Origin of the sequence: Pseudomonas helmanticensis, assembly GCF_900182985.1 — a bacterium.
Lineage (GTDB): Bacteria > Pseudomonadota > Gammaproteobacteria > Pseudomonadales > Pseudomonadaceae > Aquipseudomonas > Aquipseudomonas helmanticensis.
Genome location: NZ_FXUY01000001.1, coordinates 3,698,574 through 3,720,506 on the forward strand (window position 1 = coordinate 3,698,574; position 21,933 = coordinate 3,720,506).

Genomic DNA, 21,933 nt, shown 5'->3' on the forward strand with positions numbered 1-21,933 from the left:
CGGCAGACAGCAGGGAACGGTCAGACTAACGCAGGCACATGACGCGCGGATATACGAAAAATCCGCGTGTCGTGTAGGCCCTAGAAACGTCGTAAATCGATTGTCATCGGTAGCTCGTCACTGATTTCCACATTCGGTACAGGAAGTTTCCCCGGCGTGTGTCCGACACGGAAAAAACGCGCCATGCGCCGGCTCTCGGCTTCGTTGGCATTGACCGGCAGCGTCTCGTAATTGCGCCCGCCCGGATGCGCGACATGGTATTGGCAGCCGCCCAGCGAACGGCCCATCCAGGTGTCGAGCACATCGAACACCAGCGGCGCGTGCACGGGTATTGTCGGTTGCAGACAGTTGGCCGGCTGCCAGGCGCGATAGCGCACCCCGGCAACGAATTCGCCAACGCGCCCGGTCGGGTGCAACGGCACGGCGATGCCGTTACACGTCAGCAAATAGCGCTGCGGTGGCAGGCCTTTGATCTTGACCTGCAAGCGCTCCAGCGAAGAGTCGACGTAACGCACCGTGCCACCCGCCGCACCCTCCTCGCCGAGCACATGCCATGGCTCCAGTGCCTGCCGCAACTCCAGCTCGATACCGTTGACCGCATAATCGCCAACCTTGGGAAAACGAAACTCCAGATGCGCGGCGAACCATTCCGCCCTTAGCGGAAAACCGGCGCTGTTCAGTTCGACGATGACGTCGGCGAAGTCCTGCTCGATAAAGTGTGGCAGCAGAAAACGGTCATGCAGCTCGGTGCCCCAGCGCGCCAGTTTCGGCGGCGCATAAGGTTCGCGCCAGAAGCGTGCGACCAATGCTCGCAGCAGCAACTGCTGAGCGAGGCTCATGCGTGCGTGCGGCGGCATTTCGAACGCGCGCAGTTCCAGCAAGCCAAGACGCCCGGTGGCGCCGTCCGGCGAATACAGTTTGTCGATGCAGAATTCGGCACGATGAGTATTGCCGGTAACGTCGATGAGCAAGTTACGCAGCAGTCGATCGACCAGCCACGGCGCGCATTCTTCGCCCGGCGCTGGCATCTGCGCGAAAGCGATTTCCAGTTCGTACAAGGCATCGTTGCGCGCCTCGTCGACACGCGGTGCCTGCGACGTCGGGCCGATGAACAATCCGGAAAACAGATACGACAACGACGGATGGTTGTGCCAGTAACTGATCAGGCTGCGCAGCAGATCCGGGCGGCGCAGGAACGGTGAATCCGCCGGCGTCGCCCCTCCGAGCACAAAGTGGTTACCGCCGCCGGTGCCAGTATGGCGACCATCGATCATGAATTTTTCGGTAGTCAGGCGGGTTTGCCGCGCCTCCTCATAGAGAAATTCAGTGCGCTCGACCAATTCGTCCCACGTCGCCGATGGCTGCACGTTAACCTCAATCACGCCCGGATCCGGGGTGATGCGGAAGTTGCTCAGGCGCGGATCGCTTGGCGGCTCGTAGCCTTCGAGCAATACCGGGCAATGCAATTCTTCGGCAGTGGCCTCGATCGCCGCGACCAGTTGCAGATAATCCTCGACCTGCTCCAGCGGCGGCATAAACAGGTACAACCGCCCTTCGCGGGCTTCGGCGCAAAACGCGGTGCGGGTCAGCCAGTCAGCAGATTCGTCGATCTTCGGCGCACGGTCCTCAGCCGTCGCCGGTTCGCCGTGACGGTTGAGCTGTGCGGTTTGCGGCAGCTCGGAAAAATCCTGATTGGGATCCCGGGGATGAATAAACGGATACTCGGCGGCCTTCACCCACGGCTGCGAACCGAGCGGCAGGCGATAACCCAGCGGCGAATCACCCGGCACCAGACGGCAGTGCTTGTCACGTAGATACCAGCGCCCGCTCTGCCATTGATCACCCTTGGCGGTGCGCGCCAGCGGCAATACCTGGCCGATTACTTTGTTCAGGCCCTGGCTGAAGACTTTGCGCAAGCGTGCGCGCTCCAGAGGTTCCTCAAGACGCGAATCTTCGGCGCTGACGTTGCTCGGCAACGTGCCCTCACGCCAGAGGTAATAGAAATTGTCTTCGTAGGCCGGGAACACAAAGCGCACAGGCAATTTCAGGCGTTCGGCGACACTGGCCAGAAAGCGTCCGGCGAGTTCGCCGTCGGCGCCGTAGTCCTGTTGCTCATCGGCGATCAAGGCGTCGTTGTGCCAGATCGGCACGCCATCACGACGCCAATAGCAATTGAGCGCCCAGCGCGGCAGTTGCTCACCGGGATACCATTTGCCCTGCCCAAAATGCACCAGCCCCTGCGGTGCGTAATGTTTGCGCATGCGCTGGAACAGTTCGGCAGAGAGCCGACGTTTATCGTCACCCAATGCAGCGGTGTTCCACTCGGCACCGTCCGGGTCATCGATGGACACGAAGGTTGGCTCGCCGCCCATGGTCAGGCGCACATCGCCCTCCAGCAGGTCGGCATCGATCTGCCGGCCCAATGCCTGAATCGCCAGCCATTGCTCATCGGTGTACGGCTTGGTGACGCGTGGCGCCTCCCAGATTCGCTCAACCGACATTTCATGGCTGAACACACACTCGCACGGTTCGACCAAGCCGCTGATCGGGGCTGCCGAGGAAGGATCGGGACTACAAGCCAACGGGATATGCCCTTCGCCGGCGAACAGCCCTGACGTGGCATCGAGACCGATCCAGCCCGCACCCGGCAGATACACCTCGCACCAGGCATGCAGGTCGGTGAAGTCGACTTCGGTGCCGGACGGACCGTCGAGACTTTTCACGTCGGCCGTCAGTTGAATCAGGTAGCCGGAAACAAATCGCGCGGCCAGGCCGAGGTTGCGCAGCAATTGCACCAGCAACCACGCCGAATCGCGGCAGGAACCAGAGGCGTGTTCGAGGGTGTGTTCCGGCGTCTGCACGCCCGGCTCCATGCGGATCAGGTAGCCGATGTCTTCGCTCAGGCGTTGATTGAGCGCGACCAGAAAGTCCACCGCCGGTAGCGGCGTGCGGTCGATGGCGTCCAGATAGGCTTTGAATTTCGGCGTCAGTGGCAGGGTTTCGAGGTACGGCGCCAGCTCCTTGCGCTCATCGGCGGCGTAGGCGAAGGGAATTTTTTCGGCGTAGGGTTCGAGGAAGAAATCGAACGGATTGAACACGGCCATTTCGGCGAGCAGATCGACTTCAATGCGCAGCTCAGCGGTTTTCTCGGGGAATACCAGTCGCGCGAGGTAGTTACCCTGCGGGTCTTGCTGCCAGTTGATGAAATGCTGCTCGGGCGAGACTTTCAGCGCATACGACAGAATCCGCGTGCGGCTGTGGGCGGCCGGGCGCAGGCGAACGATCTGCGGGCCGAGTTCGACAGCGCGGTCGTAGCGGTAATGCGTAACGTGATGCAATGCGACATGAATCGACACGGCGTGCCTCCTGCGAGCCTAAGCGTATTCGAAAGCGCGCAAGACTTATGCCATGCAGAGGCTTGGGCGCTTTCCCGGAATGCTTAAGGCAGTACAGCACCAAAATCGGGCGATGCGGGGAAATGGTTTGGCGAAGTTGCGCCTAAATGTGGCAGGCAGGTGTTGATGAGGTGTCTGCGCTGGCCTCTTCGCGAGCAAGCCCGCTCCCACAGGAGGTTCGAGCTAGACACAAACAGGCGAATCACCGCCGATCAAATGTGGGAGCGGGCTTGCTCGCGAAGGCGTCAGTAGCCTCAACACATTTCCTGAACCATGAAACGCAAAACGCCAACCCAAAGGTTGGCGTTCTGTTCAGCTAAAAAGCAACTTAGCGCGGTACGACCGGCTTGCGGGTCGGCTTCGGCCCTTTGCCTTTCGCGGCGTCCTTACGTTCCTTGGCCGCCTGCTGGTTGCGGGCGAACGCCGCAGCCTTGGCCTGCTCACGCTTGTCCCACGGATTACCGCCATCACTGGCACGTGGCGGCAAGCCAGTGTGCTGAGTGAGGATCTTGGTGGTCTTCTCTTTGCCTTCCTTCGCCACTTTATGGCTGCCGGCCGGCGTCGAGTTCTTGCGACGGGCGCTCTGGTAGCTGTCGGTGGTCGGCTGGTGCGTCGGGATCAACTGATCCTTGCCTGAACCGATCAGGTCAGCGCGGCCCATGCGAGTCAGCGCTTCACGCAGCATCGGCCAGCCTTTCGGGTCGTGATAACGCAAGAACGCCTTGTGCAGACGACGCTGCTCTTCGCTCTTGACGATGGTCACGGCGTCACTCTTGTAAGTGACTTTGCGCAGCGGGTTCTTGCCCGAGTGGTACATCGCGGTGGCGGTGGCCATCGGCGACGGGTAGAACGCCTGCACCTGGTCAGCGCGGAAGCCATTGCCCTTGAGCCACAAGGCCAGGTTCATCATGTCTTCGTCGGTGGTGCCCGGGTGAGCGGCGATGAAGTACGGAATCAGGTACTGCTCTTTGCCCGCTTCCTTGGTGTACTTCTCGAACATGCGCTTGAACTTGTCATAGCTGCCAATGCCCGGTTTCATCATCTGGTTGAGCGGACCTTCCTCGGTGTGTTCCGGGGCGATCTTCAGGTAACCGCCAACGTGGTGGGTCACCAGCTCTTTGACGTACTCCGGCGACTCGACCGCGAGGTCGTAGCGCAGGCCGGAGGCGATCAGGATCTTCTTCACACCCGGCAAGGCACGGGCGCTGCGGTACAGCTGAATCAACGACGAGTGGTCGGTGTTCAGGTTCGGGCAGATGCCCGGGAACACGCAGGACGGCTTGCGGCACGCCGATTCGATTTCCGGCGTCTTGCAGGCGATGCGGTACATGTTCGCGGTCGGGCCGCCGAGGTCGGAGATGACGCCGGTGAAGCCTGGCACCTTGTCGCGGATCTCTTCGATTTCGCGAATGATCGACTCTTCGGAACGGTTCTGGATGATCCGGCCTTCGTGCTCGGTGATCGAGCAGAAGGTGCAGCCACCGAAGCAGCCACGCATGATGTTCACCGAGAAACGGATCATGTCGTAGGCCGGGATTTTTTCCTTGCCGTAGGCCGGGTGCGGAACACGGGCGTAAGGCATGCCGAACACGTAGTCCATTTCTTCAGTGGTCATCGGAATCGGCGGCGGGTTGAACCAGACGTCGACTTCGCCATGCTTCTGCACCAGCGCACGGGCGTTGCCCGGGTTGGTTTCCAGGTGCAGCACGCGGTTGGCGTGGGCATACAGAACAGCGTCGCCACGGACCTTTTCAACCGATGGCAGACGAATCACCGTCTTGTCACGGGTCATGCGCGGGCTGGCCAGGATCTGCACGACCTTGGCTTCCTGCGGATCTTCAACCGGACCTTTTTCCTGCTCGATGGCGCAGGCCTGGGTGTCCTGGGTATTCACGTACGGGTTGATGATCTTGTCGACCTTGCCCGGACGGTCGATACGCGTCGAGTCGACTTCGTACCAGTCTTTCGGCGTATCGCGACGAATGAACGCGGTGCCGCGCACGTCAGTGATGTCTTCGATCTTGTGACCGTAGGACAGGCGCTGGGCGACTTCGACAATCGCGCGCTCGGCATTGCCGTACAACAGAATGTCGGCGCAGGCGTCGATCAGGATCGAGTTACGCACGCGATCCTGCCAGTAATCGTAGTGCGCGATGCGGCGCAGCGAGGCTTCGATGCCGCCGAGGACGATCGGCACGTTTTTGTAGGCTTCCTTGCAACGCTGGCTGTAGACCAGGCTTGCACGATCCGGACGTTTGCCGGCCATACCACCTGGCGTGTAGGCGTCGTCAGAACGGATCTTTTTGTCGGCGGTGTAGCGGTTGATCATCGAGTCCATGTTGCCGGCCGCGACGCCGAAGAACAGGTTCGGCTCGCCGAGCTTCATGAAGTCGTCTTTCGACTGCCAGTTTGGCTGGGCGATGATCCCGACGCGGAAGCCTTGCGACTCCAGCAGCCGGCCGATGATCGCCATGCCGAACGACGGGTGATCGACGTAGGCATCACCGGTGACGATGATGATGTCGCAGGAATCCCAGCCAAGCTGATCCATCTCCTCCCTGCTCATCGGCAGGAATGGCGCTGGCCCGAAACATTCGGCCCAGTACTTTGGATAGTCAAATAACGGCTTGGCTGCTTGCATGTCGATAACCGGTGTTGGCTTTCATTGAATTTCGCGGGCGCGGAATATAGCACAAATTTTGACCAATTCCGACGGCTGTGGTCGGAAATTGTGCCGACCCCATTCGCGAGCAGGCTCGCTCCCACATTTGAACGCATTCCAAATGTGGGAGCGAGCCTGCTCGCGAAGAGGCCAGATCAGGCGACGACGATTACTCGTCGTCGTCGAAGTTGTAGCTGCCCGGCGCGAGGTTTTCGAAGCGCGTGTACTTGCCGATAAACGCCAGGCGGATAAAGCCGATCGGCCCGTTCCGCTGCTTGCCGATGATGATCTCGGCGATGCCTTTGTGCTCGGTTTCCGGGTGATACACCTCGTCCCGGTACACGAACATGATGACGTCAGCATCCTGCTCGATCGCTCCGGATTCCCGGAGGTCGGAGTTGATTGGCCGTTTGTTCGGTCGTTGCTCGAGGGAACGGTTGAGCTGGGACAGCGCCACCACCGGGCAGTTGAATTCCTTGGCCAGGGCTTTCAGGGAACGCGAAATTTCCGAAATCTCATTGGTCCGGTTGTCGCCGCCGGATCCTGGAATCTGCATCAATTGCAGGTAGTCAATCATGATCAGGCCGATGTCACCATGCTCACGCGCCAGGCGTCGGGTACGCGCACGCATTTCCGACGGGCTGATGCCGGCGGTATCGTCGATGAACAACTTGCGGTCATTGAGCAGGTTGACCGCCGAGGTCAGGCGCGGCCAATCATCGTCTTCCAGTTGACCGGAACGCACTTTGGTCTGGTCGATGCGACCCAGCGAGGAGAGCATACGCATGATCAGCGATTCACCTGGCATCTCGAGGGAATACACCAGCACTGCTTTGTCACTGCGCAGTACGGCGTTTTCCACCAGGTTCATGGCGAAGGTGGTTTTACCCATCGAAGGACGACCGGCGACGATGATCAGGTCGGCTGGTTGCAGGCCGCTGGTTTTCTCGTCGAGGTCGGTGTAACCGGTGGACAGACCAGTGATGGCGTTGTCGGTGTTGAACAAGGTGTCGATGCGGTCGATGGCCTTGGTCAGCAACTCATTCACACCCACCGGGCCGCCGGTTTTCGGGCGGGCCTCGGCAATTGCGAAGATCTGCCGCTCGGCTTCGTCGAGGATTTCCTCGGCGGTGCGACCTTCCGGGTTGAAGGCGCTGTCGGCGATCTCGGTGCTGATGCCGATCAGTTGGCGCAACGTCGCACGCTGGCGGACGATCTGCGCATAGGCCTTGATGTTGGCGACAGACGGCGTGTTTTTCGCCAGTTCGCCAAGGTATCCGAGACCGCCGACTTGCGAGGTCTGACCTTCCTTGTCCAATTGCTCGGCAAGGGTCACGACGTCGATCGGAGAGTTCTGATCGGCCAGTTTGGCGATCGCACGGAAGATCAGGCGGTGGTCATGTCGATAGAAATCGCCGTCGGAGACTTGATCAAGCACGCGTTCCCAGGCGTTGTTGTCCAGCATCAGACCACCGAGTACAGCCTGTTCGGCCTCGATGGAATGCGGCGGCACCTTCAGGGCAGCGGTTTGCAGATCGTATTGCTCGGGAGCGGAGATATCGTTCATGGCCACTTGTGTTGTTTGGAAAAACGGGGAATTCAGAAAGACAAAGGGCACGACCTGTAAACAGGATCGTGCCCGATGTTAACCGTCTGACGGGCAAGCCGCCAGCCGATCAGGTGTTGCTTAAGCTGCTACCACGACAACGCGTACGGTGGCTTCAACTTCGGCGTGCAGGTGCACAGCCACGTCGAATTCACCCACGTTGCGGATGGTGCCGTTCGGCAGACGAACTTCGCTTTTCGCAACTTCAACGCCGGAGGCGGTCAGTGCGTCAGCGATGTCGTGAGTACCGATCGAACCGAAGAGCTTGCCTTCGTCGCCAGCGGTGGCAGTGATGGTCACTTCCAGCTCGGCCAGTTGGGCAGCACGGCTTTCAGCCGATGCTTTACGGTCTGCAGCAGCTTTTTCCAGCTCGGCACGACGCTCTTCGAACGCAGCGATGTTCGCTGGGGTCGCGGCGGTAGCTTTGCCGTAAGGCAGCAGGTAGTTACGACCGTAACCGGCCTTAACGTTCACTTTGTCACCCAGGTTGCCCAGGTTGGTGACTTTTTCCAGAAGGATCAGTTGCATGTGAAAATCCTCTTAACTTTTAACCTTCACCGTTCGCGCTGTCGGTGTCTTTCGACACATGACGACCGCGAAAATCAATCAGGCTGTCGACAATGGCCAGGACCACGAGCAACGGATAGATCAGCTGCATGAACAGCAACAACGTGACGTACAACCCCACCAGCCAGAAACCGGCCAGTCGCTTCTGCCCGACCAGCCCGTGAATCAGGGCAAGTCCGGCGAACACCAGCGGTACACTGCACAACGGCGTCAACATGGCCATCTGTGCACCGAGATTCGGGCCCAGAAGCATCAACGCCAGCAGTAACATCGCCGGCCCCAGCGGGATCCGGATGGCGCGAAACTCGCGACCAAAACCACCCGGGTTGTACAACAACGCCTGCCAATGACGCCCGACAATCAGGCTCAGCACGCTGACGATCTGCAACAAGGCCGCAATCAGTCCGGTCAGGACCGGTGCAATCAGGGACGCGAAACGCGCTTGCTCTTCGACCGACAATTGCTTGTAGGTCTCACCGAGAAGCGCCGGCATGACCTTTATAAGGGCCTGCGCGAGCATCTCGATCTGGGCTGCAAACGCTGCCCCGAGCACCACCGAAAACACCACCCCAATCACTACGCTGACCAGCAGCGTACGAACCCAGGACTCACTTGCGCGCAAAACCAACGCAAGCCCCGAAGACCCCAGCAGCACCAGAAGTGCCCGTGGGTCATCGGCGTATAGCCACCAGATCAACGCTGGCAGCAGCCCCAGAGACAGAACACCCAGGGCGTCCGTCAGTCCGCGCCGCAGCAGCACAAGGCTTGCGGCGGCAGCACCCAACCAATACAACAACGGCAATGTTGCACATCCGGCCACCACGAGAGCGGCCTGCATACGGCCTCGCATGATGAACTCAGCTAAGGCACGCATGCATTCAATCCTTTGCTACTTGTCGACTGCCCGGTCTCAGCGGCCGTGGCTGTCGGTGTAGGCCAGCAGGGCCAGGAAGCGGGCGCGCTTGATAGCGGTGGCCAGCTGACGCTGATAACGAGCTTTGGTACCGGTGATGCGGCTTGGAACGATTTTGCCGGTCTCGGATACGTAGGCTTTCAGAGTGTTGAGATCTTTGTAATCGATCTCTTTCACGTCTTCAGCGGTGAAGCGGCAGAATTTACGACGACGGAAGAAACGTGCCATTTGATAGGCTCCTTAAAAGGTCCGTGGATTACTCGTCAGCGTTATCGCTGTTGTCGCTGTCATCACTATCAGCGCTATCAGCGCCTTCGTGCTCAGGACGGTCGCGACGCTCACGGCGCTCACTGCGGTTTTCTTCAGCCTTGAGCATCTCGGACTGGCCAGTTACGGCTTCGTCGCGACGGATGACCAAGTTACGGATCACTGCATCGTTGTAGCGGAAGTTGTCTTCCAGCTCGGCCAGGGCCTTGCCAGTGCATTCAACGTTCAGCATCACGTAGTGAGCCTTGTGAACATTGTTGATTGCGTAGGCCAGTTGACGACGGCCCCAATCTTCCAGACGGTGGATTTTGCCGCCGTCTTCTTCGATCAGCTTGGTGTAACGCTCAACCATGCCGCCGACTTGCTCGCTTTGATCCGGGTGGACCAAAAAGATGATTTCGTAATGACGCATGAATGCTCCTTACGGGTTGTAGCCTGCCGCTCAAAAACGGTCAGACAAGGAGTGAATGACACTTATGGACTTGCTGGCGCGGGGCACATGCGTGCCTGCCGTCACAGCAAGGGGCGCAATTGTAGAGAAGGGACAGAAGAGGTGCAAGGCAATTGGTGATTATTTGAACAATCACCGAGAGACACCTGTAGGAGCTGCCGAAGGCTGCGATCTTTTGATTCTGTTTTAAAAGACAAGATCAACAGATCGCAGCCTGCGGCAGCTCCTACAGGAGGCTTATTTCTTCGCGCCTGACTTGGCTTTTACGCCGCGCTGACGCTGAGCTTCGAACAGACAGACGCCCGTCGCGACCGAGACGTTAAGGCTGCTGACGCTGCCGGCCATCGGCAGTTTCACCAGGTAGTCGCAGTGTTCGCGGGTCAGGCGACGCATGCCTTTGCCTTCGGCGCCCATGATCAGAATGGTCGGGCCCGTCAGATCCTGGTCGTAGATGCTGACTTCAGCTTCGCCTGCTGTGCCGACAACCCACAGACCGCGCTGCTGCAGTTTTTCCAGGGTGCGGGCGAGGTTAGTCACCGCAACCAATGGAATCACTTCTGCCGCGCCGCAAGCAACCTTACGCACCACCGGGGTCAAGGTCGCCGACTTGTCTTTCGGCACGATCACCGCCAGCGCGCCGGCCGCATCGGCCGAACGCAGGCAAGCGCCGAGGTTGTGCGGATCGGTCACGCCGTCAAGCACCAGCAACAGCGGTGCGCCGTCAGTGCGGTCGAGCAACTCGTCGAGCATTGCTTCGCCCCAGACCTGGCTCGGGCTGACTTCCGCAACCACGCCTTGGTGAACGCCTTCAACCCAGGCGTCCATTTCGCGGCGCTCGGCCTGACCGACCTGGACACGATTTTCGTTGGCCAGCTCAACCAGGGTCTGCACGCGCGGATCGTTGCGGCTTTCAGCCAGCCAGATCTGCTTGACGCGTTTCGGGTGGTGACGCAGCAACGCTTCTACCGCGTGAACGCCGTAGATTTTTTCCAACTGACTCATGACTTCGCCTTCGGTTTACGCGCCCCGCCACTTTTGGCTGGAGCAGCACCCGCTTTTGGCGGGCCTTTACGGTGTTTGCTCGGTTTCGCTGGCTTGCCGCCGGAGGCCTTTTCAGGCGCCGACCGCCCGGTCTTTCCCCCAGGCGCCGCTTTACCACCGTTTTTGGCGTCGGAAAGCAGAGCTTTCTTCATTTCACGGCTTTTGCGCAGTTCGGCGTTTTTCGCCACGGCGTCGCTTGGGCGATAGGCTTCGGCAGCCTTTTCCTTGGCCGGACGGCGACCAGCAGTTTTCGCTGGCGCCGCTTCGGCTTTTTCCTTGGCGGCTGGCGCGGCAGTTTCAGCGCCGCGTTTTTTGCGACCGATCGGCGCGCTGATGGTTTTTTCAGCCATCTCGAAGTCGATCTTGCGCTCGTCGAGGTCAACGCGCATCACGCGCACTTCAACGGTATCGCCAAGGCGGAAGCTGCGACCGGTGCGCTCGCCCGCCAAGCGGTGATGCACAGGATCGAAGTGGTAGTAGTCACCCGGCAGCGCGGTGACATGCACCAGGCCTTCGACGTAGATATCGGTCAGCTCGACGAACAGGCCAAAACCGGTCACGGCGGTGATCACACCCGGGAACGATTCGCCCACGCGATCCTTCATGAACTCACACTTGAGCCAGTTCACCACGTCGCGGGTCGCTTCGTCGGCACGGCGCTCGCTCATCGAGCACTGCTCGCCGAGTTGCTCCAGCGCCGCTTCGTCGTACGGATAGATACGCGCCTTCGGAATGGTCATCGCCCCGGCACGACGAACGTGCGGGGTGTCCTGTTTCGAATGGATCACGCTGCGGATTGCGCGGTGCGTGAGCAGGTCCGGGTAACGACGGATCGGCGAAGTGAAGTGGGTATAGGCTTCGTAATTCAGGCCGAAGTGGCCCTGATTGTCGGCGCTATACACCGCCTGGCTCAGCGAACGCAGCATCACGGTCTGGATCAGGTGGAAATCCGGACGATCCTTGATGCTCGCCAGCAATGCCTGGTAGTCCTTCGGCGACGGGCCGTCCTTGCCTTTATGCAGGGACAGGCCGAGTTCACCAAGGAAGGCGCGGAGTTTTTCCAGACGCTCCGGCGGCGGGCCATCGTGGACGCGATACAGCGCGGGAATTTCGTGCTTCTTGAGGAATTCAGCGGTAGCGACGTTGGCCGCCAGCATGCATTCTTCGATCAGCTTGTGCGCGTCGTTACGGGTGGTCGGACGGATTTCGGCAATCTTGCGCTCGGTACCGAAGATGATTCGGGTTTCCTGCGTTTCGAAATCGATCGCGCCACGTACGTGACGAGCAGCCAGCAGCACCTTGTACAGCGCATAAAGCTGTTTGAGGTGCGGCAGAACGTCGTTGTACTCACCGCGAAGCTGACGCGCCTCGGTGACTTTAGGCGTTTCCAGCATCGCGCTGACTTTGTTGTAAGTCAGACGAGCGTGGGAATGGATCACCGCTTCATAGAAGCAGTAGTCGGTCATTTCGCCGGACTTGGAGATGGTCATCTCGCAAACCATGGCCAGACGATCGACGTGCGGGTTCAGCGAGCACAGGCCGTTGGACAGTTGCTCAGGCAGCATCGGCACAACACGCTCGGGGAAGTACACCGAGTTACCGCGCACTTGCGCTTCGTTGTCCAGCGCCGAGCCGATCTTCACGTAGCTGGAAACGTCGGCAATCGCCACGTACAACTTCCAGCCGCCGGAGAACAGGCGCAGCTTGCCCGGTTTGGCTTCGCAATAAACAGCATCGTCGAAGTCGCGAGCATCTTCGCCGTCAATGGTGACGAACGGCAGATGGCGCAGGTCGACGCGCTTCTCTTTGTCTTTCTCTTCGACTTCCGGCTTGAGCTTGGCCGCTTCTTTCAGCACGGCTTCAGGCCAAACGTGCGGAATGTCGTAGGTGCGCAGGGCAACATCGATTTCCATGCCCGGTGCCATGTAGTTGCCGACCACTTCGACGATATCGCCTTGCGGTTGGAAACGTGGCGTCGGCCAGTGGGTGATTTTCACTTCGACGAACTGACCGATCTGCGCGTTGGCATTGCGGCCCGGGGTGACCAGCACTTCTTGCTGGATCTTCGGGTTGTCAGCGACGACAAAACCGATGCCGCCTTCTTCAAAGTAGCGACCGACGATGGTTTCGTGTGCACGCGACACGACTTCGACGATCACACCTTCGCGACGACCGCGACGGTCGAGACCGGAAACACGGGCAAGCGCACGGTCACCGTCGAACACCAGGCGCATTTGCGCCGGGCTCATGAACAGGTCATCGCTGCCGTCGTCCGGCACCAGGAAGCCGAAACCGTCACGGTGGCCGCTGATGCGACCGAGGATCAGGTCGAGCTTGTCGACCGGCGCATACGTGCCACGACGGGTGTAGATCAGTTGAGCGTCGCGCTCCATGGCGCGCAGGCGGCGGCGCAGGGCTTCAATCTGGTCTTCTGTGGTCAGACCAAATTCTTCAACCAGTTGCTCACGGGCAGCAGGCGAACCCCGATCGGCGAGATGCGCCAGGATCAGTTCGCGGCTAGGAATAGGGTTTTCATATTTTTCCGCTTCACGAGCGGCCTCGGGATCGAGGGACTGCCAATCGGCCATTAGAGAGTTTTCACCTTGTCTATATGCGGGTTAGTTTGGCATAGGCGCCATGAAACGGGAAATTTCCGACTATATAAGGCCCAACAGAGGCCCTGTATCGACACTGAGAAGCCGTTTTGAACACCGCTGGTAAAAAAAATCATGTTTTTTGCTGACAGGGGTTTACAGTTAAAAAGACGCTCCGTATAGTGCGCGCCATCGACGACGTACAAGCGTTGCCGATACTGCCCAGATGGTGAAATTGGTAGACACGCCAGCTTCAGGTGCTGGTGACCTTACGGTCGTGGAAGTTCGAGTCTTCTTCTGGGCACCAATTTCGAGTTTGAGACTAGATCAGTTTCAAGACTCACACAAAAACCCGCGAAAGCGGGTTTTTTGCATTCTAAGCCCGGGTTTTCTTAAAACCGATTTATTAAAATTAAATCAGGGGTTTACAGATCAAAAGGCGCTCCGTATAGTGCGCCACATCAACAGCGGCAACGCTCGCGATGATTGCCCAGATGGTGAAATTGGTAGACACGCCAGCTTCAGGTGCTGGTGACCTTACGGTCGTGGAAGTTCGAGTCTTCTTCTGGGCACCAATTCAAATTCAAGGTTACGACCCTGGATTTCACAAAAACCCGCGAAAGCGGGTTTTTGCGTTTCTGCCCTCCCGAAACCCTGATATCTCCATGCAGGAGCTGCCGAAGGCTGCGGTCTTTTGATCTTGTTTTTCCAAAGAGCAAGATCAAAAGATCGCAGCCTTCGGCAGCTCCTACGGTTCAACACAGACGCCGTATCAGAGCTGGCAGCCTCTCGCAAGGCGCACTTGAGAAACAATATCGTTTATCATTGTTGCAAGTTTTTGCAATGCGACAGTGAGGAACCCTGCGAATGACGTTTCGAAATACCCTGCGCCGAGGCCTGACCTTCACCCTCCTCGGCCTGGCGCTCGCCACTCCCCTCACCCAGGCTGCCGATGCGGTTTCCCTGACTCTCTACAACGGCCAGCACAAGGAAGTCGGCGACGCGATCGCCAAAGCCTTTGAAGCCAAGACCGGCATTCACGTCAATGTCCGCAAAGGCAGCAGCAATCAGCTCGCCAGCCAGGTCATCGAAGAAGGCGGGCGCTCCCCCGCCGACGTGATCTACACCGAAGAATCGCCGCCGCTGAACAACCTTGGCGAACTGGGCCTGCTGGCCAAAACCGATGACGCCACCCTGGCGGTTTTGCCGGAAAAATACGTCGCCGGTAACGGCACCTGGATCGGCGTGACGGCGCGCGTTCGCGTGGTCGCCTATAATCCGAAACTGGTCGACGAAAAAGACCTGCCAAAATCGGTGATGGAATTTTCCGACCCGAAATGGCAAGGCAAAGTCGGCTTCGTACCGACCAGCGGCGCCTTTCAGGAACAAGCCGTGGCGATCATTAAAATGCACGGTCGCGACGCCGCCGAAGAATGGCTGACCGGCCTGCGCGCATTCGGCAAGACCTACAGCAACAACATGGTCGCCCTCAAAGCTGTGGAAAACGGCGAAGTCGCCACCGTGCTGGTGAACAACTACTACTGGTTCGCCCTGCAACGCGAGAAAGGCAAACTCGACTCCAAGCTGCACTACTTCAGCGGCGGCGACGTCGGCGGCTTGATCACCGTGTCCAGCGCGGCCGTGCTGAAATCCAGCAAGCATCCAAAAGAAGCCCAGCAATTCCTCGCCTACATGGCCAGCGAAGAAGGCCAGCGCGTAATCACCCAGACCACCGCCGAATACCCGCTGCACAAAGGCATGGAATCGGATCGCGGGCTCAAGCCGTTCAGCGCGCTGGAAGCGCCGAACGTAACACCGGCCGATCTGGGCAATGCCGAAGAAGCGCTGGAGCTGGAACGTGAAGTTGGCTTGAACTGATGACCGCATCGTTATCCGCCCCCGCCGCGCGCGGGGGTTATGTGCCAAAGCGCAAGCGGCCATCGATCTGGCTGGTACTGCCGGTGTTGCTGCTGGTGGTCATGAGCCTGTTGCCGCTGGCGTACGTCGGACTCAAAGCCTGGCAGGCCGGCTGGGCCGAGGCACTGCATTTGTTGTGGCGCCCGTATGTGTTCGGACTGCTGCGCAACACTTTGGCATTGATGGTCGGCGTGACGCTCACTTGCGGCGTGATCGGCCTGTCGCTGGCCTGGCTGCTGGAACGCAGCAATCTGCCGGGCCGACGCTTGTGGGGCGTGATCCTCTGCCTGCCGTTCGCGGTGCCGGCGTTTGTCAGCAGTTTCACCTGGGTATCGCTGAGCGCGCAGTTCGAAGGGCTTGGCGGCGCGATTCTGGTGATGAGCCTGTCGAAATATCCGCTGATCTTTCTGCCAGTGGCGGCCACCCTGCGTAATCTTGATCCGTCCCTTGAAGAGTCGGCGCGCACGCTGGGGCAGAATCGTTGGGGGGTGTTTTTTCGCGTCACCCTGCCGCTGCTCTGGCCGTCGCTCTTGGCCGGCTCGCTGCTGATTGCCTTGCACATGCTGGTGGAGTTCGGCGCGTTGTCGATCATCGGCCTGCAAACTTTCACAACTGCCATCTACCAACAATTCGAACTGGAATTCAGTAACGCCAACGCGGCGATGCTTTCGGCCGTTTTGCTGGCGTTGTGTCTGCTGTTGTTGTGGCTGGAATTACGCGTGCGCGGCAAGGGTCGACATGTGCGCACCGGTCAAGGCGCAGCGCGTCAGGCCGAGCAAGTTCGACTGGGGCCATGGGCCACGGTCGGTCAGTTGTATTGCCTGATACTGGCGATTGTTGGCAGCGGGATTCCGCTGGGGATGCTGGCGTACTGGCTAGCGGTCGGCTCATCGGCGGCATTCCCGGTGGCGGCGATCACTGAGGCTTTGCTGTCGTCGCTGGCGTTGTCGCTCGGCGGCGCCGCGTTGTGCCTGGTACTGGCGGTGCCGGTCGGGTTGTTGGTGGTGCGTTACAAAGGCCAACTGGCGATCTGGGCCGAACGCCTGCCTTATCTGCTGCATGCGCTGCCAGGGTTGGTGATTGCGCTGACGCTGGTGTATTTCGCCCTGCATTACGTGCCGGCGCTGTACCAGACGTCGGGATTGCTGCTGATCGCTTATGCGCTGCTGTTTCTGCCGCTGGCACAGGCGCCGATCCGCACGGCCCTGAACAAGGCTGCGCCGCAACTTGAAGAGGCTGCACGCACGCTGGGCGCTTCGTCGTTCACGGCGTTTTGCCGGGTGACGCTGCCGATCATCTTCCCGGCATTGGGCGCCGCGTTTGCGCTGGTGTTTCTCGATGCAATGAAGGAATTGACGGCGACGTTGCTATTGAGCCCGACCGGGCTGAATACGCTGGCGACCGAAGTGTGGGCGCATACCGCGAATGTCGAGTTTGCGGCGGCGGCGCCTTATGCGGCGTTGTTGATATTGGTGTCCGGCTTGCCTGTATATCTGCTGACGACCCGGATGTATCTGAGCCGCTGAGATCGCCTTCGCGAGCAAGCCCGCTCCCACATGTTGACCGTATTCCAACACTGGAATGCGATCAACATGTGGGAGCGGGCTTGCTCGCGAAAGGGCCCTGAATTACACCATCAAGCCCTGAACTGCCCCAAGCTCGCCTTCAGCTGCGCCGCCAGACCATCCAGCACCTTGCCGCTCGCCGTGGTCTCCACCACCGCCTGCGCGGCTTTCTCGGCCTGTGCATGAATGGTCTCGACCCGCCCGCGCACAGCCTGTGCACCCTGCGCCTGATGCGCCGCCGCTTGCGTTGCCAGACCAATCGCTGCATGCACCTGCTCGACCGACACCTGCACCGACTGCTGCAACCGCGCACTGTCGCGCAACACCAGCAAACCTTCGCTGGCCTGACGCCCGGCCTGACCAATCGCCTCGACCGCTTCACGCGCGCCCTGCTGCAACGCGACGATGTGCGCCTGAATATCGCCGGTGGAGCTTTGTGTCTTGCTCGCCAGCGCCCGGACTTCGTCGGCCACCACCGCAAAACCCCGCCCGGTTTCACCGGCACGCGCCGCCTCGATCGCCGCGTTCAAGGCGAGCAAGTTGGTCTGCTCGGCAATCCCGTGAATCACCGTCAGCACCACTTCAATCTGTTCACTCTGCTGCGCCAGACGCTCGATCACCTTGGCTCCGGTATCGACCTGCCCGGCCAGCGCTTCGATCAAATTGCCAACTTTGGCCGAGGTGCGGGTGTTTTCGTCAGTGGCCTGACGGATATCCACCACCTGCTTCAGCGCCGCCTGCATCGCGTGGCTTTCCGACTGCGCCTCATCGGCCATTTGCGACAGTGCGCGCAGACTTTCCGCCACTTCATCACGCTGCATGCCGGCGGCCGCATCGGCGCCAGCATTGCGCAAGGTCATTGCGCCAATCTCGACACCGGTTCGCTGCGCAACATCGCCCGCCTCGCGCACGATCGGCTGCAACTTATCTACAAAGCGATTGACCGCCGAAGCCATGTCACCGATTTCGTCTTTGCTGTTGATCTGTACACGCTTGGTCAGATCGCCCTCGCCCGCCGCCAGATCGTCCATGGCCGCGTTGAGCATTTTCAAGCGATTGACCACGCGATGGCCGAGCACCACGGCCAGTAACAGCAACACGCCGCAACCCACCAGCGCCAGGCCCATACCGATTCGCCAGCGCAGGGTCGCGGCGGCCTCCTGAACGGTATTGGCGGTGTTGGATTTCATCTCGACCGCGGTGGCTTGCGCCGACTGCAGGCGCGCCTGCATTGCTTTGGCGCTGTCCGCCGCCGCCCCTTGCAGGCTCGCGCCGACCAGTTGATCGCTGCTGGCGATCAACGCCGAGAAGCGTTTATCCAGCGCCGCCAGATCGGTGTCCACCGAGGCCGTGGAAACCCCCATCAGCACCTTGCCGATTTCCACACCATTGGGATTGATCGAGGCTTCGAGGTAGTAGACCGACGGATCGTGTTTCGCCGCATCCAGCACTTTATCCAGCGCACGCTCGCCCTGACCTTTTTCCAGCAAGGCCTTGTTGATCGGGTTTTCGCGGTTGAGATAACGGGTCAGGTGCTGACCGGTGGCGTCGTCATACACCACGAACAGCACGTTGGGATTGCGCTGGGCGCGCCGGGCGAACTCGGACAGGGTCGGTACGTCACTGTCCCACATCGCGCGCGGGGCGACGGAAGCGAGTAATTGGGCCATGTCATTGGCCGAATCTTTCAGGTCCTTTTCCAGGGTCGCACGCAGTTGTACCTGCTCGTCCTTCAGACGCGTGGATAAACCCGCAGTCAGACGCTGACGGGTACTGCTCGAGAGGTTGTCCAGGCTCGACGTGACTTCGCGTCCGGCCTGCTCCAGTTCGCCGGAGAGTTTCTGACTGTCGGCACCGAGGCGCACGGCCAAATCAGCTTCCAGCGCAGTGACAGTGCTCCGCGTCAGGGCGACGGCGACCAGCACTTGCACCAAAAGGGCGATACCAAGGGTAACGAATACCGGGCGCAACAAACGGCTTTGTAACAGTGAGAGAACGGCCGACACTGTGAATACCTCTACTTCTGACGCCATTAATTTGATGGCACTCTTGTAGGAAGATTCACAGCAAAGGTCATGCCGTCCAACAGGCATAAACGACAAAGGCCCCGATCAAGGGGCCTTTGTTTTTTTACATCAACAACTTATCAAGCAAACGGATGACGCAGAACGATGGTTTCGTTGCGGTCCGGGCCCGTCGAAATAATGTCGATCGGCGCGCCGATCAACTCTTCAACGCGCTTGATGTAGGCACGAGCGTTGGCTGGCAGCTCTTCCAGGGTCTTGGCGCCCACGGTCGATTCGGTCCAGCCCGGCACTTCTTCGTACACAGGCTGCAGGCCTACGTAGCTGTCAGCGTCGGTCGGGGCAACGGCATTGCCTTGCGCGTCTTTGTAACCGACGCAGATGTTGATGGTTTCCAGGCCGTCGAGGACGTCCAGCTTGGTCAGGCAGATGCCCGAGATGCTGTTCACATCGATCGCGCGACGCAGGATAACGGCGTCGAACCAGCCGCAACGACGGGCACGGCCGGTGGTAGCGCCGAACTCGTGACCTTGCTTGGCCAGGTGTGCACCAACTTCGTCGAACAGCTCAGTCGGGAATGGACCGGAACCGACGCGAGTGGTGTAAGCCTTGGTGATGCCCAGGATGTAATCGAGGAACATCGGGCCAACGCCCGAACCGGTCGCCACGCCACCTGCGGTGGTGTTGGAGCTGGTCACGTACGGGTAGGTGCCGTGGTCGATGTCGAGCAACGAACCCTGGGCGCCTTCGAACATGATGTCTTTGCCGGCGCGACGCAGGTCGTGCAGCTCAGCGGTGACGTCGAGCATCAGCGGCTTCAGCAGCTCAGCGTATTCCTTGCACTCGGCGAGGGTTTTTTCGAACTCGATAGCCGGCTCTTTGTAGTAACCGACCAGCATGAAGTTGTGGTAATCCACCAGTTCACGCAGCTTGTCTTCGAAGCGCGGCATGTTCAGCAGATCGCCAACACGCAGTCCACGACGTGCAACCTTGTCTTCGTAAGCCGGGCCGATGCCGCGACCGGTGGTGCCGATCTTCAACTCGCCACGGGCCTTTTCACGGGCCTGGTCCAGCGCCACGTGGAAGGACAGGATCAGCGGGCAGGACGGGCTGATACGCAGGCGCTCACGCACCGGTACGCCTTTCTCTTCCAGCTTGGTGATCTCGCGCAGCAGGGCGTCAGGTGCAACCACCACGCCGTTGCCGATCAGGCACTGCACGCCTTCGCGCAGCACGCCCGACGGGATCAGGTGCAAGACGGTTTTTTCGCCGTCGATCACCAGCGTGTGACCCGCGTTGTGGCCACCCTGGTAGCGCACTACGGCGGCAGCATGTTCGGTCAGCAGATCAACGATCTTGCCTTTGCCCTCATCACCCCATTGGGTGCCCAGGACTACGACATTCTTACCCATAACACTTGTCCTCATTCGCGCAAACTTGGTGCCGGCGATGGCCGGCAGGAAAACTCAAGAAGCCAGTGGCGATACTTGCCAAAGCCCGTTCTGCTGAATCAATTGCCGGTCGCAGTCCGCATCACGGGCGGCGGCCAAAGGTTGTCCAGGCAACGCCTGAACGACACGCTGACCCTCACTGCGCAACTGGCAAACCTGCTGCCAGAGTGCCGCATCCGTACTGTCAGGCATCCAGATACCGCCAGACGGTAGCTCGATCTCAGCACGCCCCAGGGTCACCAGGGTTTTCAAATCGGTGGAGAAGCCTGTCGCCGGACGCGCGCGACCGAAGTCCGCGCCGATGTCGTCATAACGACCGCCCTGAGCGATGGACTGGCCAACGCCCGGTACGAACACCGCGAACACCACACCGGTGTGGTAGTGGTAGCCGCGCAATTCGCCCAGATCAAAATACAGCGGCAGCTGCGGGAAGCGCGCCGACAGACGCTCGGCGATCGCCAGCAAATCTTCGAGTGCCGCCAAAACCGGCGCCGGCGCATTGGCCAGACGCTCGCGCGCAGCGCTCAACACTTCACGGCCACCGCACAGGTCAACCAGCGCACGCAGCATGCCGGACAGATCGGCCGGCAAGCCTTCGGTCAAGGTAATGACCTCGTCGATGGCCTTGCGTTGCAACGCATCGAACAACTGCTGCTCGACTTCACCGGACAGACCGGCGGCACGCGCCAGACCACGGTAGATGCCGACATGCCCAAGGTCCATGTGCACATCCGGCACATCGGCCAGTTGCAGCATGGCCAGCATCAGGCTGATCACTTCAACGTCGCTGCTCGGGCTGGCGTCGCCATATAACTCGGCGCCCAACTGGATCGGGCTGCGCGAGGACGACAAGGCACGCGGCTGGGCATGTAGCACGCTACCGGCATAGCACAGACGGCTCGGGCCTTCGCGACGCAGGGTGTGCGCATCGATGCGCGCCACTTGCGGCGTGATGTCGGCACGGAAACCCATCTGCCGGCCCGATTGCGGGTCGATGACCTTGAAGGTACGCAGATCCAGGTCCTGGCCCGCGCCGGTCAGCAGGGATTCCAGGTACTCGATATGGGGAGTCACGACAAACTCGTAACCCCAGCTCTGGAACAGATCCAACACCTGACGACGCGCGACTTCAATGCGCGCCGCTTCCGGTGGCAGTACTTCTTCGATGCCATCTGGCAGCAGCCAGCGGTCTACCGTTGCCATTACGCCATTCCCCTTTGATCCGGGCGGCCAGCCTGCGGGCGAGCCTTGAGTGAAGCAGAAAATGACCGACCCGTTCAAAACGCACGCGCATGAACGACGCGGCGAAAGGCCTGTTACCGGCTTCGCCCATCACTTTCCTCGAAATACTCTCGGGCCATTCAACCCGATGCCTGCAACAAAAAACAGCAATCAAACGTGCAGACGCAAAAAAGCCGGGAATTTCCCGGCTGCCGCATCATACACACGTTTTCCCAAAGGATCACCCCGCCCGAGGTTT

Annotated in this window: 14 protein-coding genes and 2 tRNA genes; 4 read left to right on the plus strand and 12 right to left on the minus strand. The window is 59.9% G+C overall.

All coding sequences use genetic code 11. The features are described from left to right. Nucleotides 1–80: 80 nt before the first annotated feature. The 9 genes from QOL84_RS16585 to rnr all read right to left on the minus strand — a co-directional run bounded on the left by QOL84_RS16585 (nt 81) and on the right by rnr (nt 13,490). Nucleotides 81–3,356, minus strand: a complete 3,276-nt coding sequence (locus tag QOL84_RS16585) for a transglutaminase family protein (protein ID WP_283437903.1) — start codon at nt 3,354–3,356, stop codon at nt 81–83. Between the two features lie 367 nt (nt 3,357–3,723). After that, the gene (locus QOL84_RS16590; protein ID WP_129388324.1) at nt 3,724–6,036 is read right to left on the minus strand and encodes a YgiQ family radical SAM protein; all 2,313 of its coding nucleotides are present in this window, start codon (nt 6,034–6,036) and stop codon (nt 3,724–3,726) included. 190 nt (nt 6,037–6,226) lie between these two features. After that, nucleotides 6,227–7,624: a replicative DNA helicase gene (gene dnaB, locus QOL84_RS16595; protein WP_042557399.1), complete on the minus strand. Its 1,398-nt coding sequence runs from the start codon at nt 7,622–7,624 to the stop codon at nt 6,227–6,229. 120 nt (nt 7,625–7,744) lie between these two features. Then, nucleotides 7,745–8,191, minus strand: coding sequence for a 50S ribosomal protein L9 (gene rplI / locus QOL84_RS16600; protein ID WP_008078307.1), 447 nt, complete (start codon nt 8,189–8,191; stop codon nt 7,745–7,747). Between the two features lie 19 nt (nt 8,192–8,210). After that, complete coding sequence (locus tag QOL84_RS16605) at nt 8,211–9,104, minus strand: hypothetical protein (protein WP_283437904.1); 894 nt, start codon at nt 9,102–9,104, stop codon at nt 8,211–8,213. 36 nt (nt 9,105–9,140) lie between these two features. Then, nucleotides 9,141–9,371, minus strand: a complete 231-nt coding sequence (gene rpsR, locus QOL84_RS16610; protein ID WP_002551829.1) for a 30S ribosomal protein S18 — start codon at nt 9,369–9,371, stop codon at nt 9,141–9,143. A 28-nt stretch (nt 9,372–9,399) separates the two neighbouring features. Beyond that, nucleotides 9,400–9,822, minus strand: a complete 423-nt coding sequence (gene rpsF, locus QOL84_RS16615) for a 30S ribosomal protein S6 (protein WP_038360383.1) — start codon at nt 9,820–9,822, stop codon at nt 9,400–9,402. Between the two features lie 276 nt (nt 9,823–10,098). Continuing rightward, nucleotides 10,099–10,863: a 23S rRNA (guanosine(2251)-2'-O)-methyltransferase RlmB gene (rlmB, locus tag QOL84_RS16620; RefSeq protein WP_283437905.1), complete on the minus strand. Its 765-nt coding sequence runs from the start codon at nt 10,861–10,863 to the stop codon at nt 10,099–10,101. After that, nucleotides 10,860–13,490 (minus strand): ribonuclease R, encoded by a 2,631-nt coding sequence (rnr, locus tag QOL84_RS16625; RefSeq protein ID WP_129388314.1) that lies wholly within the window; start codon nt 13,488–13,490, stop codon nt 10,860–10,862. Before rnr ends, rlmB begins: the two co-directional genes overlap by 4 nt. Nucleotides 13,491–13,716: 226 nt before the next feature. Between rnr and QOL84_RS16630 the strand changes: the two genes are divergently transcribed. The 4 genes from QOL84_RS16630 to QOL84_RS16645 all read left to right on the plus strand — a co-directional run bounded on the left by QOL84_RS16630 (nt 13,717) and on the right by QOL84_RS16645 (nt 16,939). Then, a tRNA-Leu gene (locus tag QOL84_RS16630) sits at nt 13,717–13,803 on the plus strand. Between the two features lie 181 nt (nt 13,804–13,984). Further along, nucleotides 13,985–14,071 (plus strand) — tRNA-Leu (locus QOL84_RS16635). Between the two features lie 292 nt (nt 14,072–14,363). Continuing rightward, nucleotides 14,364–15,374 carry an extracellular solute-binding protein gene (locus tag QOL84_RS16640; RefSeq protein ID WP_283437906.1) on the plus strand — a complete coding sequence of 337 codons (1,011 nt, stop codon included), beginning with the start codon at nt 14,364–14,366 and terminating at the stop codon, nt 15,372–15,374. Then, nucleotides 15,374–16,939: an ABC transporter permease gene (locus QOL84_RS16645; protein WP_129388308.1), complete on the plus strand. Its 1,566-nt coding sequence runs from the start codon at nt 15,374–15,376 to the stop codon at nt 16,937–16,939. The genes QOL84_RS16640 and QOL84_RS16645 overlap by 1 nt, the downstream gene beginning before the upstream one ends. Before the next feature lie 110 nt (nt 16,940–17,049). Here QOL84_RS16645 and QOL84_RS16650 read toward each other — a convergent pair whose 3' ends face one another. The 3 genes from QOL84_RS16650 to QOL84_RS16660 all read right to left on the minus strand — a co-directional run bounded on the left by QOL84_RS16650 (nt 17,050) and on the right by QOL84_RS16660 (nt 21,656). Next, on the minus strand, nt 17,050–18,984 hold the full coding sequence (locus tag QOL84_RS16650) for a methyl-accepting chemotaxis protein (RefSeq protein ID WP_129388305.1): 1,935 nt from the start codon (nt 18,982–18,984) through the stop codon (nt 17,050–17,052). A gap of 140 nt (nt 18,985–19,124) precedes the next feature. Further along, a complete protein-coding gene (locus QOL84_RS16655; RefSeq protein WP_027921980.1) occupies nt 19,125–20,414 on the minus strand; it encodes an adenylosuccinate synthase in 1,290 nt (429 codons plus the stop codon). Nucleotides 20,415–20,468: 54 nt separating this feature from the next. Next, a complete protein-coding gene (locus QOL84_RS16660) occupies nt 20,469–21,656 on the minus strand; it encodes an ATP phosphoribosyltransferase regulatory subunit (RefSeq protein ID WP_123470915.1) in 1,188 nt (395 codons plus the stop codon). Nucleotides 21,657–21,933 lie beyond the last annotated feature (277 nt).

What these genes read in the sequence shown, in the direction of transcription:
- dnaB (WP_042557399.1), bottom strand. Translation starts at nt 7,624, where the DNA reads ATGAACGATATCTCCGCTCCCGAGCAATACGATCTGCAAACCGCTGCC.
- rpsF (WP_038360383.1), bottom strand. Translation starts at nt 9,822, where the DNA reads ATGCGTCATTACGAAATCATCTTTTTGGTCCACCCGGATCAAAGCGAG.
- QOL84_RS16590 (WP_129388324.1), bottom strand. Translation starts at nt 6,036, where the DNA reads ATGCAAGCAGCCAAGCCGTTATTTGACTATCCAAAGTACTGGGCCGAA.
- rpsR (WP_002551829.1), bottom strand. Translation starts at nt 9,371, where the DNA reads ATGGCACGTTTCTTCCGTCGTCGTAAATTCTGCCGCTTCACCGCTGAA.
- rplI (WP_008078307.1), bottom strand. Translation starts at nt 8,191, where the DNA reads ATGCAACTGATCCTTCTGGAAAAAGTCACCAACCTGGGCAACCTGGGT.
- rlmB (WP_283437905.1), bottom strand. Translation starts at nt 10,863, where the DNA reads ATGAGTCAGTTGGAAAAAATCTACGGCGTTCACGCGGTAGAAGCGTTG.
- QOL84_RS16660 (WP_123470915.1), bottom strand. Translation starts at nt 21,656, where the DNA reads ATGGCAACGGTAGACCGCTGGCTGCTGCCAGATGGCATCGAAGAAGTA.
- rnr (WP_129388314.1), bottom strand. Translation starts at nt 13,490, where the DNA reads ATGGCCGATTGGCAGTCCCTCGATCCCGAGGCCGCTCGTGAAGCGGAA.
- QOL84_RS16655 (WP_027921980.1), bottom strand. Translation starts at nt 20,414, where the DNA reads ATGGGTAAGAATGTCGTAGTCCTGGGCACCCAATGGGGTGATGAGGGC.
- QOL84_RS16645 (WP_129388308.1), top strand. Translation starts at nt 15,374, where the DNA reads ATGACCGCATCGTTATCCGCCCCCGCCGCGCGCGGGGGTTATGTGCCA.
- QOL84_RS16640 (WP_283437906.1), top strand. Translation starts at nt 14,364, where the DNA reads ATGACGTTTCGAAATACCCTGCGCCGAGGCCTGACCTTCACCCTCCTC.
- QOL84_RS16605 (WP_283437904.1), bottom strand. Translation starts at nt 9,104, where the DNA reads ATGCGTGCCTTAGCTGAGTTCATCATGCGAGGCCGTATGCAGGCCGCT.